Below are 15,603 nucleotides of genomic sequence, written 5' to 3' on the forward strand. Positions count from 1 at the left end.
ATCGGTCATTGAGCCGTCACATCGAAGCGTCTAGAACGCGCCGGCCCGATCCTGCGTTCGCGAGGCCGCTTCCATGACTGTTCCCGGCGCTCCCCACGACACCGCCCGCATCCTCGTCGAGGCGCTGCCCTACATGCAGCGCTACGACGCGGCGACGGTCGTTGTGAAATATGGCGGCCACGCCATGGGCGACGCCGAGGCCTCGCGCTGGTTCGCGCAGGACGTGGCGATCCTCAAGGAAGTCGGCATCAACCCGATCGTCGTGCACGGCGGCGGGCCGCAGATCGGCAAGATGCTCGATCGCCTCGGCATCAAGAGCGAGTTCAAGGCCGGCCTGCGCGTCACCGATCAGGCCACCGTCGAGGTGGTCGAGATGATCCTCGCCGGCCTGATCAACAAGAACATCGTCGCCTCGATCAACGCCGAGGGCGGCCGCGCCATCGGCCTGTCCGGCAAGGACGGCGGCATGGTGTCGGCGCGCAAGGCGACCCGCACCATCATCGACCCCGAGACCCGCCTCGAGCAGACCGTCGATCTCGGCTTCGTGGGCGAGCCGGACCGCGTCGACCGCACCGTGCTCGACTGGGTGCTCAACTCCGACCTCATCCCGGTGGTCGCGCCGGTCGCCGCGGGCGCCGACGGCGCCGCGACCTACAACGTAAACGCCGACACCTTCGCCGGCGCGATCGCGGGCTCGGTCGACGCAAAGCGCCTGCTGCTGCTGACCGACGTGCCCGGCGTGCTCGACAAGTCCGGCAAGCTGATCGAGCAGCTCTCGATCGAGGAGGCGCGACGCCTGATCGCCGACGGCACCATCTCGGGCGGCATGATCCCGAAGGTCGAGACCTGCATCTACGCCGTCGAGAAGGGCGTCGAGGGCGTGGTCATCCTGGACGGCAAGACGCCGCACGCGGTGCTGATCGAACTGCTGACCGACGGCGGCGCCGGAACGCTCATCACCCGGTGAGCGAGAACGTCGTCCAGTTCCGCCGCAGGCCGGAGAAGAAGCCACCGCCGGGCCCCGCCCGCCGCGGGCTGGGCGAATTCGCCGTCGCCATGACGGTGATGGGGCTGATCTTCTACCTGCTGCCGTCGCTGTGGTCGGGCGTGCCGCGCCACCTGCTGGCCGTGATCAACCTGCTGGTCGCGGTGGTCTATGTCAGCCAGGGGCCGCGGCTCGTCGCGATCGGCTGGATCGTGCTGTCGTTCGCGCTGCTCGCGCTTACCGGCGCGCCGTCGCCGGTTTCCTACGCGCTGTCGCGGGCCTCGGACTACGCTCAGGCGCTTTAGGCCCCGCTCCCGACATCGAAACGCCGCAAGGCCGGACGATCATGGGTCGTTCATGAAAGCTGTGGCAGTCTCGGTCGCTCGACGTCGCGTCCGGCGACTGGCCGCCCGAAGCAGCAGGCGCACATGAACGACATGCCCAAGCCCGCATCCGTCGCCCGTCTGGCGCAGCACGCCATCGAGGCGCAGGCGAAGGGCTTCGACCATGTCGACACCTGGGTCTTCGACCTCGACAACACGCTCTACCCCGCCTCGTCGCGGCTGTTCGACCAGATCGACGACCGCATCACCTCATACATCGCCCACCGCTACGGCATCGACGGGATCTCGGCGCGCGCGCTGCAGAAGTACTACTACCGCACCCACGGCACGACGCTGCGCGGCCTGATGGCCGAGGACGGCCTCGACCCCGCGAACTTCCTCGCCTTCGTGCACGACATCGACCATTCGGTGCTGGAGCCCGCGCCCGACCTCGCGGCGGCGATCGCGCGGCTGCCCGGACGCCGCTTCGTGCTGACGAACGGCTCCCGCCGGCACGCGGAAAGCGTCGCGGGCCGGCTCGGCGTGCTCGACCTGTTCGAGGACGTCTACGACATCGCCGCCTCGAACTACGTGCCGAAGCCGGCGCAGCAAGCCTATGACGGATTCTTGAAGCTGCACGGCATCGCGCCGGAACGGGCGGCGATGTTCGAGGATCTGTCGAAAAACCTCGTGGTGCCGCACGCGCTCGGCATGCGCACGGTGCTCATCGCGCCTCGCGACGGCGAGCCGGACGCGCTGGAGCGCGCGACCTCGCCGGAGGATTTCACCGGCGCGCCCCATGTGGACCACGTCACCGACGACCTCGCGGGCTTCCTGTCCGCGCTGTCGATCGTCGCCGCGCGCTGACGGCCACTCTCCCGGCGCTTCGCCTTTTTGCCCATTCGCCGCCGCTTGCCGCGGCGAAGCGCGGTCGTCATCTTCGCGGCCGGCGGACGGTCTTGTATGCCAGCCGCCGTCCACGGAGACCGACGATGGAAACGACCCTGGCGGGGCCGCCGGCCGACCATGCGCCGGCCGCGCCTCCGGGCGACGCCGAGGCGATGGTGCGCGCGGCGTGGCTCTACTTCGTCGGCGAGATGAACCAGAGCGAGATCGCCGACCGGCTCGGCCTGTCGCGGGTGAAAGTGAACCGCCTCATCGCCGCCGCGCGCGCCGAAGGCGTCGTCCACGTCCGCATCGTGCATCCGTCGGTCGAGATGATCGCGCTCGAGAACGAGCTGTGCTGCGCCTTCGGGCTCGACGCCTGCAGCGTGACGCCCGCCTCGGGCCAGGAGGAGCGCGGCGAGTCGGAGATCGACAAGCGCTTCGTCGCGATCGCCGCCGCCGAAACCCTCGCCCGCGCGGTGGCCGCCAAGCCGGACGGCGTGTTCGCGCTGTCCTGGGGCACCACCATGGCCGCCGTCGCCCAGGCCTATCGCGGGCCGCGGGCGCCCAGGGCGCGCTTCGTCTCGGTGATGGGCTCGCTCACCCGCAAGGCGGCGTCGAATCCGTTCGAGGTGGTGCACCGCGTCGCCGAGCGCACCGGCGGCGAGGGCTATTTCCTCCCCGCGCCCTACCTCGCCGACACGATCGCGGACCGCGACGTGCTGGTGGCGCAGCGCACGGTGCGGACCGCTCTCGATCTCGCGAACGCCGCCGACGTCGCTATGTCCGGCGTGACTGAGGCGACTCTTGAGAGCTTCCTGGTGGCGCAGAAGCTGATTTCGGAGGACGAACTACGGGACGCCCGCGCGGCTGGCGCGGTCGGCTCCTTCGCCGGCCTGTTCTTCGACGCCGAGGGAGCCTTCGTCGACTGCGACGTCAACCGGCGCCGGGTCGGCGTGCCGGGCGACACCTTCCGCACCCGCTGCACCATCGGCGTCGCGTCAGGCCGCCTCAAGACCGAGAGCGTGCGGGCGGCGCTGAAGGGCCGCATTTTCCGCCATCTCGTCACCGACGAGACCATCGCCCGCGGCCTGCTGAACCGCTGACGCCTCACCAGCCCCCGTAATAGGGGCCGAACCGGCCGTAGCGCGGCTCGAGGTCGTCCAGACGGCGGCTGCGCTCGCGGCGGCGTTCGACGTCGAGCGTCATGCGGCAATTCGCGAAAGCCTCGGTGCCGGGCTTCATGCCGTAGCCGCGGCAGCGCGCCGTGTCCTCCGCGGCGAGCTGCGCCGGATCGGTCGCGCAGCCGGCGAGCCCGACGCAGGCGGCGAGAAGCGCGGCGGCACCGAGCGGCCTCGGCCAGAGGCGGCGCGTGTCGTGAATCTCGGCCATGCCCGTTCTCCGTGGCGGCGCGGCGGTCCGGTTTCGTCCGCCGCGGTCGCGTCACGGAAAGATGTGGCGTTGGGGCGTCGATGTGAAGACGCCATCCATGCCTCATGGAGGATAGGCCGCGGGCGCGGTCGGAGGCATGATCCGGCCGCCGGCCCGTCGCGCCGGCCCACGAAAAGACATCCGGGAGAACGCCCATGGCCTCGCTTTACTTCGACGACCATCGCCGCCTGCAGGAGGAGTTCGGCTCCGGCAAGCTCGCGAAGCTGCTCGACGAGAAGCACGCGCATGACGAACTCGCCGACGACGAACGCGCCTTCATCGAGCAGCGCGACTTCTTCTTCCTGTCGACCGTCGATCCAGACGGCATGCCGACGGTGTCCTACAAGGGCGGCCCGGTCGGCCTGGTGCGGGCGCTCGACGGCCGCACGCTGGCGTTTCCCGGCTTCGACGGCAACGGCATGTTCCTGTCGATGGGCAACATCGAGGGCCAGGGCAAGGTCGGCTTGCTGTTCATGGACTTTGAGACCCCGCATCGCCTGCGCGTGCAGGGCGTCGCGCGCGTGCTGCGGGACGACCCGCTGATGGCGGGCTGGACCGAAGCGAAATACGTGGTGCGGATCGAGGTGACCAAGGCGTGGGTGAACTGCCCGCGCTACGTCCACACCTACGAGCGCAAGGCGCAGTCGCGCTATGTGCCGCGTCCGGATCGGCCGACGCCGCTCGCGGTCTGGAAGCGGCTCGACATGGTGCAGGACGTGATCTCGGACGACGACCGCGCCCGCGCCGAACGGGAGGGCGTGATCGATCCGCAGACCTACGGCGGCAAGCTGATGCGCGGCGAGGCCTGAGCGGGGGCGGTCTGGAGCAAGGGCGCCCTGCAACCAAACGCAAAGGGTTCTTCGTGTAAGCTTCAGTCGGGAAACGCGTTCCGAACGCAAAAGGGTCGTCTCATGACGGTGCTGATCACCGGCGGCGCAGGGTACATCGGCGCGCACATGGTGCTCGCGATGCGCGAGCAGGGCCGGAGCGTCGTCGTGCTGGACGATCTCTCGACCGGCGCGCGCGAGGCGCTGCCCGAGGACGTGCCCCTCGTGGTGGGCGACGTCGGCGACGAGACGCTCGTGCTGCGGACCATCGCCCAGCACGGCGTGACCGCGGTCGCCCATTTCGCCGCGAAGATCGTGGTGCCGGACTCGGTCCGGGACCCGCTCGGAACCTACCTCGCCAACACGGGCAAGACCCGCAGCCTGCTGTCGGCGGTGGTCGCGGCCGGCGTGACGCGCTTCATCTTCTCGTCGACCGCCGCCGTCTACGGCCTTCTGCCGCCGACGCCGACGCCGGAGGATGCGCCGGTCGCCCCGGCTTCGCCCTACGGAACCTCGAAGCTCATGTCGGAATGGATCCTGCGCGACGCCGCGGCCGCGCACGGGCTGTCCTACGTCGTGCTGCGCTACTTCAACGTGGCGGGCGCCGACCCCGCGATGCGCACGGGCCAGCGCGCCGCGGGCGCCAGCAACCTGATCACGCTCGCGACCCGCGCCGCGCTTGGCCTTCGGGCGGGGCTGGACATTCTGGGGACCGATCTGCCGACGCCGGACGGCACCGGCGTCCGGGACTACATCCACGTCGCCGACCTCGCGGCCGCGCATGTGGCGGCGCTCGACTATCTCGGGGCCGGCGGCCCAAGCGTGACGCTGAACTGCGGCTACGGCCGCGGCTTCTCGGTGCGCGAGGTGGTGGCGGCGGTGAACCGGGCCGCGGGGCTCGAGATCGCCACGCGGGAGGCCCCCCGGCGGCCCGGCGATCCGTTCGTCTCCGTGGCGGACGCCCGGCAAATCCGCGACCGGCTCGACTGGACGCCGAAGCTGGACGATCTCGACCTCATCGTCCGGCACGCGCTGGAATGGGAACGGCGGTACTGGATCGGATCGGCCGAACGGCAGGCCGAGATCAGACGCCTCGCGAGCTGATCTCAGGCTCTCTCCGCGCTTCAAATCTGCGAAGTCAGCTTCGGCGCCGCGCCCGAGCGCCGGACCGCTTTGTCGCCGACCGGCCACCCTTATGCGCGCGTCGTCCTCCGGCCTGGGCGAAAGAACACATCCCCGGCGTCGGACCCGACGCCGGGGATGGATGGTCCGTTCAAGCCGAACCGATACGCCGCATTGATTGGTCTGAAGCGCCTTCGCTCAGAACACCGCGAGATATTTCAGCAGCGAGATGATGCCGATGATGATGACGATGATGCGGATGATCTGCTTGGCCCGACCGTCGATCGGCAGCATGCCGACCAGATAAAGCACCAGAAAGATCACCAGAACGGTGATCAGAATACCGATCAGTGGGGACATGTCTCGTCATCCTTGTGCGGCGAGAAAGAAAGAAACGCGGCCGACCTTCAAGCTCCGGCCCGCTCCGCGTTTTACGCGCCGTCGCGATGTGAAAACGCACACACGCGTGATCGGTTCCGGGGAAATGCGCTCAGTCCGGCTTGCGCGCCGTCAGCAAAAGGGAGGCCCCCTCGTCGTCCGCGGCGCGCGGCGCGCCCCTGAGCGTCCACATCGCGTAGCCCGCGAGAAAGCCGACCGCGCTCGCCGCGTGCCACGACCAGGCGTGCCGGTAGCGGCGGTCCACGCATCTGATCGGCGAGCAGCGCGCGATCCAGTAGACGATCGCGTCCACGTCCGACCACGGCGCCTGCTCGACGCGGGCGTCGACGAGGCCTGCGCGCTCCGCCGCCGCGCGCAGCGCAGCCTCCGTCCACCAGGTCAGATGGTGGGGCGTGGCGTTGATCAGGTAGTTCGGGATGCGGGCGCCGGCGGAGGGCACATGCGGCACGCCGACGATCACCTGCCCGCCCGGCCGGACCGCCGCCGCCATGCCCCGCAGCATCGCGAGCGGGCGCTCCACATGCTCCAGCACCTGGAACGCGCAGGTGAGGTCGTAGGCCCCGGCGTTCGTCGCGAGATGGCCATCGAGGGTTTCAGCGAGGACGTAAGGCGGCCGGTCGGCGCCGCCATAGGGCTCCAGCCCAACATAGTCCGCGTGCGGGACCGAGGCGCGGAAGGCGCCGAAGCCGCAGCCGACGTCGAGCACCCGGTCTCCGGGCGCGACGCTCTGCGCCGCCATGGCGAACTCGGCCTTAGGGCCTTTGTCGCGATGGCGATCGAGCCGCATGCGGGCGTAGACACGGTCGTAGAAGGCGGCGTCGCCCGCGGTCATCGGATCAAAGAAGTGCAGCCCGGTCGGCGATTCCCAGAGCCCGAAGCGGGTCGCGCCGCGGAAGCTCGGCCGCACGTCGACGCGGAACTCGTAGCGCCAGAGATCGGCGAGCAGTTCCGCGCTCACCCATTGCACGAGCCGCGACGCGGGCTCGCCGGTGACCGGACAGGGCGGACGGCGCGTTCGGCTCACGATCGGCGGCTCTCCTTTCGCGGTAGGCGTCGGGCGGACGACCTGTGATCGCCCGCCGGGACCTCCGGATCAAGCGCGCGGCCGCCACTGGACGCCGGCGCGGGGCGCGCCAGAACCACGCAGGACCTCCCCGACGCCCTCAAGGAGCCGCGGCATGAGCCTGCCCACGCTGTCGACGCCCACCCGCCGCCAGGCCGAGACCTTCGCCACCGCGCTTGGCTGGGTCTCGCTCGGGCTCGCCGCGGTGGAGCTCGCGGCGCCGGGCGCGCTGGCGCGGCGGCTGGGGCTGTCGAAGAACCACCAGTTCCTGAAAGGTTTCGGCGCGCGGGAGCTCGCGACCGGCGCGGGTCTGTTCGGGTGGCGGCGCGGCCGCGGCAAGCGCGTCTGGATCTGGGCGCGCGTCGCCGGCGACGCCATGGACGTCGCCGCCCTCGCCCCGGCGCTTAGCCGCGACAATCCCAAGCGCGCAGCGGCCTTCGCGGCGCTCGGCGTGATCGCGGCGGTCACCGTGATCGACGTGCTCTGCGCCCGAGCGCTCGACGACGAGCTGTAGCCCCTCGTTCATCCCAAATGCGCCGTCATGGTCCGGCTTGACCGGACCCATCCATGTCCGGCGTCAAGCCGGAGGACGACGGGCGGATGAGGCGGCGATCGATCCGCCGCCATTGCGGTTCCGGTTTCGCCGGACGCCCCTCATCCGCCTCAGAGGCCGAGATCGCTCAGCGACGGGTGGTCGTCGGGCCGGCGGCCGAGCGGCCAGTGGTACTTGCGGTCGCTCTCGGCGATCGGATGGTCGTTGATGCTCGCGATCCGCCGGCGCATCAGCCCGTGCTCGTCGAACTCCCAGTTCTCGTTGCCATAGCTGCGGAACCAATGGCCGCTGTCGTCGCGCCATTCGTAGGCGAAGCGCACGGCGATGCGGTTCTCATGCCAGGCCCAGACCTCCTTGATCAGGCGGTAGTCGAGCTCGCGCGCCCACTTCCGGGTCAGGAAGGCCTCGATCGCGTCGCGGCCCTGCAGAAACTCCGCCCGGTTCCGCCACACGCTGTCGACGGTGTAGGCCTGCGCCACCCTGGCGGGCTCGCGCGTGTTCCAGGCGTCTTCCGCCATCCGCGCCTTCTGCGCGGCGGTCTCGGCGGTGAAAGGCGGCAGCGGCGGACGGCTCATGGGGCTCTCCCGTTTGCGAGGACATGAAGACCATACATTATTGACATTGTATGGCAACGAGAATACATGCGCATGGACGTCATGAGAGGGAGACCGCCGTGACCACGCAGACCCATCCGAACCTCGCGCCCTACGCCGTCGGCGTGCGCGGGCGCTGCCCCCGCTGCGGCGAGGGCCACATGTTCGACGGCTTCCTCAAGCTGCGGCCGAACTGCGAGGTCTGCGGCCTCGACTACTCCTACGCCGACCCGGCGGACGGGCCCGCCTTCTTCGTCATCACCTTCGGGTGCCTTCCGGCCGCCTTCTGCGCGGTCTGGATCGAGGCGGTCTACGGCGCGCCCTACTGGGTGCATCTCGTCACCACCCTGCCGCTGCTGCTCGCGACCTGCATCCCGCCGCTGCGCCCGCTGAAGGGCTGGCTGGTGGCGAGCCAGTTCCATCACAAGGCCGCCGAGGCCCGGCTGATCCGGCCGGGCGAGGACGAGGACGACCGCGGCGGCTGGTGAGCCGCGGGTCTCGAGGCCTCACACCACGTCATGCACGCGGCGCCGTTCGCCCTGAACGAGCGCCGCAAGCGTCTTCAGGGCGGCGGCGAGCCGCGCTCGGTCGGCGACGCCGCCGAGCGAGATCCGCACCGCCTCGGGCGCCGCGCCGTCGGCCCGGAACGCGTCCGAGGGCGTGACGCCCAGGCCCTGCGCGCGCGCCGCCTCGATCAGCCCGTAACGGTCCCAGTGCGCCGGCAGCGGCAGCCACAGATGCAGCCCGTTCCGCGCGCCGCGGGCGCCCGGCAGGATGTCGCGCGCGAGCGCCTGCCGCGCCGCCGCCTCCTCCCGCACGCCGCGCAGCAGCGTCTCGGCGTCGCCGCTGCGGATCCAGAACGTCGCGAGCGCGGTCATCAGCGGCGCCGTCATCAGCGCGAAGGCCCGCATGGCGGCGGCGAACCGGCGCGCGCCCTCCTCGTCCGGCGCGACCACATAGGCGGTGCGCAGGCCGGGCGTGAGGCATTTCGACAGCGTCGCCACATGCCAGGTCGCGGCCGGCGCGAGCGTCGCGAAGGCGGGCGGCGCGTCCTCCGCCAGCCGCGCGCAGGGGTCGTCCTCGATGATCGTCAGGCCGTGGCGCGCCGCGGCGGCGGCGATGTCCCGCCGGCGCGGCTCGGGCATGGTGGCGGCGGTCGGGTTCGCGATCGTCGGGTTGAGGTAGACTACGCGGGCCCCGCCCCGCGCCGCGCGCTCCAGCGCGTCGGGGCGCATGCCGTCGGCGTCGGTCTCGACCGCGACAGTTTTCAGCCCGAGCCGCGAGACCGCCAGCAGCAGGCCCGGATAGCACAGCGGCTCGGCCAGCACGGCGTCGCCGGCCTGAGCGTGCAGCGACAGCAGCGCCGTGAGCGCGGTCTGCGCGCCGGGGCTGACCGCGATCCGCGCGTCGTCGATCCGGCCGAGCCCGGGCTTCAGCCACAGCGCCGCCGCCGCCCGGTCCTGCGGAGCGCCGGGGCCGGAATGATAGGACATCAGCAGGTCGACGTTCGCCCGCGCCGCGATGTCGGCCACGCCGCGCGCGATCGCGTCGGCGAGGGAGACGCCGCGGGGCGCCGGCGGGATGTTCATGCTGAGGTCGATCGCCGGCGCGCTGAGATCCGGCCGCGCGGCGATGAAGGAGCCGCGGCCGGTGACCGCGTCCAGCAGGCCGCGGCGGCGCGCCTCGGCGTAGGCGCGGGTGACGGTCGTCAGGTCGACGTCGAGCTCCTGCGCCAGAGCGCGCTGCGGCGGCAGCCGGTCGCCCGGACGCAGCCGCCCCTCGTCCGCCGCCGCCTCGATCGCGTCGGCGATCTGCAGGTAGTACGGGCTTGCGTCGGACAGGGCGATCCGGCCTGGCCAGGACATGACAGCTCGGACCTCGCGCATCCATACAAACGGATGCATTGTATGCCTTGCGCGCGGCGAGCGCCAGCGCCGCTTTTCCGGCCCCGCATCGTCCCGGACGCCGCCGCGCAGGCCTGCAACAGACGTGAAACGCCGGGTGAATTTTCTGAAATTTCCTGCGACGGCGGGGCAAGATCCGCCAACATTCCGGCGAACGGTCCGGGCCGCCCCTTGTCCCGGCCTTGAGCCGGGCCCGAGAGCCTCCACGGTCCCGAAAAGCCCGCCCGACCGTGCCCTGCTTCCGAAGCGCGTCGGCGTTTATGAGTCCCGGCTCTGGGCCAGGACAAGGGCATGAGCTTCCGCCCGCCTCACGCCGGGCGGATCGCCGCCACCACGTCGCCGGACCGCACGGTGCGGCCGGGCTTCGCCCGGAGCGACACGATCTCGCCGGCGGCGGGCGCCATGATCTCCATCTCCATCTTCATGGCCTCGACCACGACGATCGGCTGGCCGGCGACGACATGGTCGCCCTCCTCCACCAGCAGCTTCCAGACGTTGCCGGTCATATGGCTCGCGGCTGGGACGCAGCCGTCGGGGACCGCGCTCTCGTCCTCCGGCGCGGAGCCCGCGTCGCTGACGAAGCTGTCGAGGCCCCTCGCCTTCCAATCCGCCCGCTCGGCCTCGAAGGCGGTCTGCCGGCGCGTCTGAAAGGCGGCGATGCCGTCCGCGTTGTCGGCCAGGAACCGCGCATAGTCGCGGTAGGAGAAGGAGCTGTCCTCGATCCGCACGTCGTAGCGGCCGTGCGGGAACGCGGCGCGCATTTCGCGCAGCTCCTCGCTCTCTACGGGGAAGAAGCGGACGCGGTCGAAGAAGCGCAGCAGATAGGGGTGGCCGGGCTTGAAGGCCTCGGTCGTGCGCCACGAGTTCCACATCTGGATCGTGCGGCCGAAGAGCTGGTAGCCGCCCGGTCCCTCCATGCCGTAGACGCAGAGATAGGCGCCGCCAATGCCGACGGCGTTCTCCGGCGTCCAGGTGCGGGCGGGATTGTACTTGGTCGTCACCAGCCTGTGGCGCGGATCGACCGGCGTCGCGACTGGCGCGCCGAGATAGACGTCGCCGAGGCCCATCACGAGATACTCGGCGTCGAACACGATCTTCGCCACGTCCTCGACCGTGTCGAGGCCGTTGATGCGGCGGATGAACTCGATGTTGTCGGGGCACCAGGGCGCGTCGGGGCGGACGAGCTCCTGATATTTGCGCATGGCGAGCCGTATCTCGGGATCGTTCCACGACAGCGGCAACCACACCGTGCTGCTCGGCACGGTCACGTCCTCCGGCGCCGGCAGCCCGGCCTCGATCTCCGCCAGCGCGTCCAGCACCCGCGCCTGCGGGATCACGGCGCTGTCGAAATGCACCTGCATCGAGCGGATGCCCGGCGTCATGTCGATCACGCCCGGCAGCTTCGCCTGGGCCAGCGCCTCGGCCAGCACGTGCACCCGCATGCGCAGGGCGACGTCGAGGGTCATGTCGCCGTACTCGACGAGGATGTTGTCGTCGCCCTGGCGGCGGTAGACGACCCGCGCCGGGCCGTCCTCGCGCGCGCCGAGGATCGGGCTTTCGACGTCGCGTGCGCGCTTGACCGCCGGCGCGGCGAGCCCGTGGGGCGCGAAGCGCACCGTGTCTCCGGGGCGGAGCTGGCCCGCCTTCCACAGCTCGTCGCGCGCGATCGTCACGGGGCACACGAAGCCGCCGAGGCTCGGCCCGTCCGGCCCGAGGATGATCGGCATGTCGCCGGTGAAGTCGAGCGCGCCGACGGCGTAGGCGTTGTCGTGCAGGTTCGAGGGGTGAAGCCCGGCCTCGCCGCCGTCGCTCCGGGCCCAGCGCGGCTGCGGGCCGATCAGCCGCACGCCAGTGCGGGCGCTGTTGAAGTGCACCTCGTAAGGCGCGTTGAACAGGTCGACGATGTCGGCGTCGTCGAAGAAGTCCGGCGCGCCGTGCGGGCCGGAGCGTACGCCGATGGTCCACTCCCTCATCATGACCGGGCGCTCGTCGGCGCGCGCCGCGCGCGGCTCGGAAATCGCCGCGGCGCCGTCGACCTTGAGGATGTCGCCCGCCCGGAGCGCGCCGGTGGCGTGGCCGCCGAAGCCGCCGAGCATGAAGGTCGCCTTCGAGCCGAAAGCCTCCGCCGCCTCGATCCCGCCGCGGACGGCGAGATAGGTGCGCTGCCCCGCCCCCTCGATCGCGCCGAGCGCGAGCGTCGCGCCGGCGGGAACCTCGACCGGCTCGAAGTAAGGAATCGGCGCCCCGTCGAGCGTCGCCCGCATCGCCGCGCCCGTGAGCGCGATCGTCGCCGCGCAGTGGAACTTCAGCGTCGGCCCGGTCGCGGTGCATTCGAGCGCGGGCGCGCCCTCGGCGTTGCCGGCGATGCGGTTCGCGAGCCGGAACGAGCGCTCGTCCATCGGGCCTGAGGGCGGCACGCCCACATGCCAGAGGCCGAGCCGGCCCGGCCAGTCCTGCACGCTGGTCTGCGCGCCGGGGCTCACCACCTCGATCGCGCGCGGGGCGAAGGCGAAGGACTTGAGCGCGCCGGTGGAGACGTCGCCGGCGGCGAAGGCGTCCCACCCGGCGATCGCGCGGACATAGTCGAGATTGGTCTCGATGCCGAGCAGCGTGGTCTCGGCCAGCGCATCCTTCAGCTTCGCGAGCGCGTCGGCGCGGGTCTCGCCATGGACAATCACCTTGGCGAGCATCGGGTCGTACCAGGGCGTGACCTCCGCGCCGGTCTCGATCCAGCCGTCGACGCGGGCGGAGGCCGGGAACAGCGCCTTGGTGATCCTGCCGGTCGAGGGCCGGAAATCCGCCTGCGGGACCTCGGCGTAGATCCGCGCCTCCATGGCGGCGCCGACGGCGACGAGGCTCGCCTGCGAAGGCAGCGTGAAGTCGCCCGCGGCCTGCGCGACCATCCACTCCACGAGATCGACGCCGAAGACCGCCTCGGTGACGGGATGCTCCACCTGCAGGCGGGTGTTGACCTCGAGGAACGACACGTCGCCGCGGCCGACGTCGTAGATGAACTCGACCGTGCCGGCGGATTCGTAGGCCACCTCGCGGCCAAGCGCCACGGCGGCGTCGCGCAGCCGGGCGCGCACGGCGTCGGGCAGGTTCGGCGCCGGAGTCTCCTCGATGACCTTCTGGTTCCGCCGCTGCAGCGAGCAGTCGCGCTCGCCGAGCGCCACCACGCCGCCCTTGCCGTCGCCGAAGATCTGCACCTCCACATGGCGCGCGACCGCGACGAAGCGCTCGAGATAGACGCGGGCGTCGCCGAAGCTCGCCCCCGCCATGCGCTGCACGGCGGCGAAGCGCTCGCGCAGCTCGCCCGCGTCGCGGCAGAGCTGCATGCCGATGCCGCCGCCGCCCGCGGTCGACTTCAGCATCACGGGGAAACCCACGCTCTCCGCCGCGGCCACAGCCTCGTCGGCGGTCGCGAGCAGGTCGGAGCCCGCGAGCAGCGGCACGCCCGCCGCGCGGGCGATCTCGCGCGCGGTGTGCTTCAGCCCGAACCCGCGCAGATGCTCCGGCCGCGGGCCGATGAAGCGGACGCCGTTCTCCGCGAGCCGCTCCGCGAAGCCGGCGTTCTCCGACAGGAAGCCGTAGCCGGGATGGACCGCCTCGGCGCCGGTCGCGCGGCAGGCCGCGACGATGGCCTCGACGTTGAGATAGCTGTCCTTGGCGGCGTCGCCGCCGACGCAGACCGCCTCGTCGGCGTCGAGCACGGGCCGGGTGAAGCGGTCGGCCTCGGAATGGACCGCGACCGAGGCGACGCCGAGCTTCCGCAGCGTGCGGACGATGCGGCCCGCGATCTCGCCGCGGTTCGCGATCAGAACCTTCTTGAACATGGCCGTCCATAAGGCTGCGGCCGGCGGAGCCCGGCGCCGTCATGCCCTGCGGGCATCCACGACTTGGGGCGTCGAGCGCGGCGTGAAGAAGTCGTGGACGCCCGGCTTCGCCGGGCATGACGGTTCAGCGGCGCCGCTCAGGCGTTCGACGGGTCGAAGATCAGCACCCTGACCGGCGACGGGTCGAAGCCGTTGCAGGGGTTGTTGATCTGCGGGCAGTTCGAGATCACGCAGAGCAGGTCGACGGCCGCCAGCACGTCGACGTAGTCGCCGGGCGACGACACGCCGTCGACGATCGCGAGCGCGCCGGAGGGCTCGATCGGCACGTTCATGAAGAAGTTGATGTTGGGCACGATGTCCCGCTTCGTCATGCCGTGCTTCGCCACCTCGATCACGAAGTTCTCGCGGCAGGCGTGCATGTGCCTCGTGTGGTGGCCGAAGCGCACGGTGTTCGCCTCGCAGGAGCAGGCGCCGGCCGAAGTGTCGTGCCGGCCGCAGCTGTCGGCGATCACGGTCCCCATCAGCCGGCCCTCGTTCGAGATCAGCCGCGTGCCGGTGGAGACGTAGGGCGCGCCCTGCGCCAGGATCGTGTCCTGCGCGCTGTAGCGCTCGGAATGGTCGTGCGCGGCGTAGAACAGGGTGTCGACCGCCTGGCAGCCTTCGAGGTCGACGATGCGCAGGATCTGGCCCTTCTCGACGATCCCGGACCAGGGCCGGTTCGCCGGGATGGTGAAGTCGTAGATCGCGTCCTTCGGATCGAGCGCCGCGGGGCTCGCGAAGAACGAGGAGGCGGGCCGCTCGGCGGCGTGGAGGTCGGTCATCGGCTCTCTCCCTCAGACGGCGCGCAGATAGCGGGCGTTGTTCTCGAAGCCGCGGACCGCCTCGGCGGTCGCGGTGCGGCAGATGTCGTCGGCCTCGGGCGGGGCTGAGCGATGGACGATCAGCTCCACCTCGCCTGGGTCGAACACCCGGTCGGGCGCCAGCGGATGCGGACAGTTCGAGACCGCGACCAGCAGGTCCATCTCGGCGCGCAGGTCGACGAAGTCGCCGGGCTGCACCACGCCGTCGCGGAACGCGAAGCGCCCGTCCGCGCCGTGGCGCACCGGCGCGAACAGCGTCAGCAGCGGCGCGAGATCGCGGGCCCCGAGCCCGAACTTGGAGGCCGCGAGGACCATGTTCTCGCGGGTGGAGCGCAGCGCGGCGTCGCCGTATTTGGCGAGGTTCGAGCCCGGCGTCGAACCGCCGACGACGGTGTCGTGCGCGCCGCAGGTGTCCTCGACGATCGACAGCATCACCCGGCCCATGTCCGAGAACAGCACCCGGCCCTTCCGGAGGTCGGAGGTCCACTGCACCTTGATGGTGTCGGCGCTGTTGTAGCGTTCGGAGGTGTCGGCCGCGTTCCAGAAGAACAGCGATACGCCGGACGCGCCGGAGGCGTTCAGCACCCTGAGCGCCTCGCCGCGGGCGATCCGGCCGGTCCAGTACCAGCCGCCGGGCAGCGTCTCGCGCTCGCGCACCGCGGCGGGGTCGATCGGCGCGCCGTCGCGGGCCGTGGCCGGAGGAAGCGTCTTCGGCGCGTCGCCGGCGGCCTTCAGCCGCGCGTACTGCGCGCTGCGCTCGGCGATGATCTTGGCTTTCAGGGGATCGGTCGACGTCATGATGAGCCTCGTTCCAAGAACTTC

Annotated in this window: 16 protein-coding genes; 8 read left to right on the plus strand and 8 right to left on the minus strand. The window is 71.1% G+C overall.

Translation table 11 applies throughout. The annotated features are described in order from the left end of the window. Window positions 1-73: 73 nt before the first annotated feature. From argB to ACFSCV_RS14745, 4 genes are all read left to right on the plus strand, one after another. Window positions 74-967, plus strand: a complete 894-nt coding sequence (gene argB / locus ACFSCV_RS14730) for an acetylglutamate kinase (protein WP_378800327.1) — start codon at window positions 74-76, stop codon at window positions 965-967. Next, window positions 964-1,290, plus strand: coding sequence for a hypothetical protein (locus ACFSCV_RS14735; protein WP_378800328.1), 327 nt, complete (start codon window positions 964-966; stop codon window positions 1,288-1,290). The genes argB and ACFSCV_RS14735 overlap by 4 nt, the downstream gene beginning before the upstream one ends. Window positions 1,291-1,413: 123 nt before the next feature. Next, entirely contained in the window at window positions 1,414-2,175 is a 762-nt protein-coding gene (locus ACFSCV_RS14740) for a pyrimidine 5'-nucleotidase (RefSeq protein ID WP_378800329.1), read from the plus strand. A gap of 125 nt (window positions 2,176-2,300) precedes the next feature. Continuing rightward, complete coding sequence (locus ACFSCV_RS14745; RefSeq protein ID WP_378800330.1) at window positions 2,301-3,299, plus strand: sugar-binding transcriptional regulator; 999 nt, start codon at window positions 2,301-2,303, stop codon at window positions 3,297-3,299. Between the two features lie 4 nt (window positions 3,300-3,303). On the opposite strand, the gene ACFSCV_RS14750 is transcribed toward ACFSCV_RS14745, so the two are convergent. Beyond that, the gene (locus ACFSCV_RS14750) at window positions 3,304-3,585 is read right to left on the minus strand and encodes a hypothetical protein (RefSeq protein ID WP_378800331.1); all 282 of its coding nucleotides are present in this window, start codon (window positions 3,583-3,585) and stop codon (window positions 3,304-3,306) included. A gap of 194 nt (window positions 3,586-3,779) precedes the next feature. On the opposite strand from ACFSCV_RS14750, the gene ACFSCV_RS14755 reads away from it, so the two are divergent. Together ACFSCV_RS14755 and galE are read left to right on the plus strand one after the other, a co-directional pair. Next, window positions 3,780-4,433 carry a pyridoxamine 5'-phosphate oxidase family protein gene (locus tag ACFSCV_RS14755; RefSeq protein ID WP_378800332.1) on the plus strand — a complete coding sequence of 218 codons (654 nt, stop codon included), beginning with the start codon at window positions 3,780-3,782 and terminating at the stop codon, window positions 4,431-4,433. Window positions 4,434-4,535: 102 nt separating this feature from the next. Next, window positions 4,536-5,555: a UDP-glucose 4-epimerase GalE gene (galE, locus tag ACFSCV_RS14760; RefSeq protein WP_378800333.1), complete on the plus strand. Its 1,020-nt coding sequence runs from the start codon at window positions 4,536-4,538 to the stop codon at window positions 5,553-5,555. A 216-nt stretch (window positions 5,556-5,771) separates the two neighbouring features. Here galE and ACFSCV_RS14765 read toward each other — a convergent pair whose 3' ends face one another. Together ACFSCV_RS14765 and ACFSCV_RS14770 are read right to left on the minus strand one after the other, a co-directional pair. Further along, the gene (locus ACFSCV_RS14765; RefSeq protein WP_271199139.1) at window positions 5,772-5,933 is read right to left on the minus strand and encodes a Thivi_2564 family membrane protein; all 162 of its coding nucleotides are present in this window, start codon (window positions 5,931-5,933) and stop codon (window positions 5,772-5,774) included. A gap of 130 nt (window positions 5,934-6,063) precedes the next feature. Then, complete coding sequence (locus ACFSCV_RS14770; protein WP_378800334.1) at window positions 6,064-6,996, minus strand: class I SAM-dependent methyltransferase; 933 nt, start codon at window positions 6,994-6,996, stop codon at window positions 6,064-6,066. Between the two features lie 154 nt (window positions 6,997-7,150). Between ACFSCV_RS14770 and ACFSCV_RS14775 the strand changes: the two genes are divergently transcribed. Next, window positions 7,151-7,549, plus strand: a complete 399-nt coding sequence (locus ACFSCV_RS14775; protein WP_378800335.1) for a hypothetical protein — start codon at window positions 7,151-7,153, stop codon at window positions 7,547-7,549. A gap of 149 nt (window positions 7,550-7,698) precedes the next feature. On the opposite strand, the gene ACFSCV_RS14780 is transcribed toward ACFSCV_RS14775, so the two are convergent. Continuing rightward, window positions 7,699-8,163, minus strand: coding sequence for a nuclear transport factor 2 family protein (locus ACFSCV_RS14780; protein ID WP_378800336.1), 465 nt, complete (start codon window positions 8,161-8,163; stop codon window positions 7,699-7,701). 50 nt (window positions 8,164-8,213) lie between these two features. On the opposite strand from ACFSCV_RS14780, the gene ACFSCV_RS14785 reads away from it, so the two are divergent. After that, window positions 8,214-8,669 carry a DUF983 domain-containing protein gene (locus tag ACFSCV_RS14785; RefSeq protein ID WP_378800337.1) on the plus strand — a complete coding sequence of 152 codons (456 nt, stop codon included), beginning with the start codon at window positions 8,214-8,216 and terminating at the stop codon, window positions 8,667-8,669. 18 nt (window positions 8,670-8,687) lie between these two features. Here ACFSCV_RS14785 and ACFSCV_RS14790 read toward each other — a convergent pair whose 3' ends face one another. The 4 genes from ACFSCV_RS14790 to ACFSCV_RS14805 form a co-directional block, all read right to left on the minus strand. Next, window positions 8,688-10,046 (minus strand): aminotransferase-like domain-containing protein, encoded by a 1,359-nt coding sequence (locus ACFSCV_RS14790; RefSeq protein WP_378800338.1) that lies wholly within the window; start codon window positions 10,044-10,046, stop codon window positions 8,688-8,690. Between the two features lie 347 nt (window positions 10,047-10,393). Next, a complete protein-coding gene (locus tag ACFSCV_RS14795) occupies window positions 10,394-13,921 on the minus strand; it encodes a 5-oxoprolinase/urea amidolyase family protein (protein WP_378800339.1) in 3,528 nt (1,175 codons plus the stop codon). Between the two features lie 137 nt (window positions 13,922-14,058). Then, window positions 14,059-14,742 (minus strand): urea amidolyase associated protein UAAP2, encoded by a 684-nt coding sequence (locus tag ACFSCV_RS14800; RefSeq protein WP_378800340.1) that lies wholly within the window; start codon window positions 14,740-14,742, stop codon window positions 14,059-14,061. Window positions 14,743-14,754: 12 nt separating this feature from the next. Beyond that, window positions 14,755-15,579: an urea amidolyase associated protein UAAP1 gene (locus tag ACFSCV_RS14805; protein ID WP_378800341.1), complete on the minus strand. Its 825-nt coding sequence runs from the start codon at window positions 15,577-15,579 to the stop codon at window positions 14,755-14,757. Window positions 15,580-15,603: the final 24 nt, after the last annotated feature.

The sequence above is a fragment of the Methylopila henanensis genome (genome assembly GCF_042681025.1).
Taxonomy (GTDB): Bacteria; Pseudomonadota; Alphaproteobacteria; order Rhizobiales; family Methylopilaceae; genus Methylopila; species Methylopila henanensis.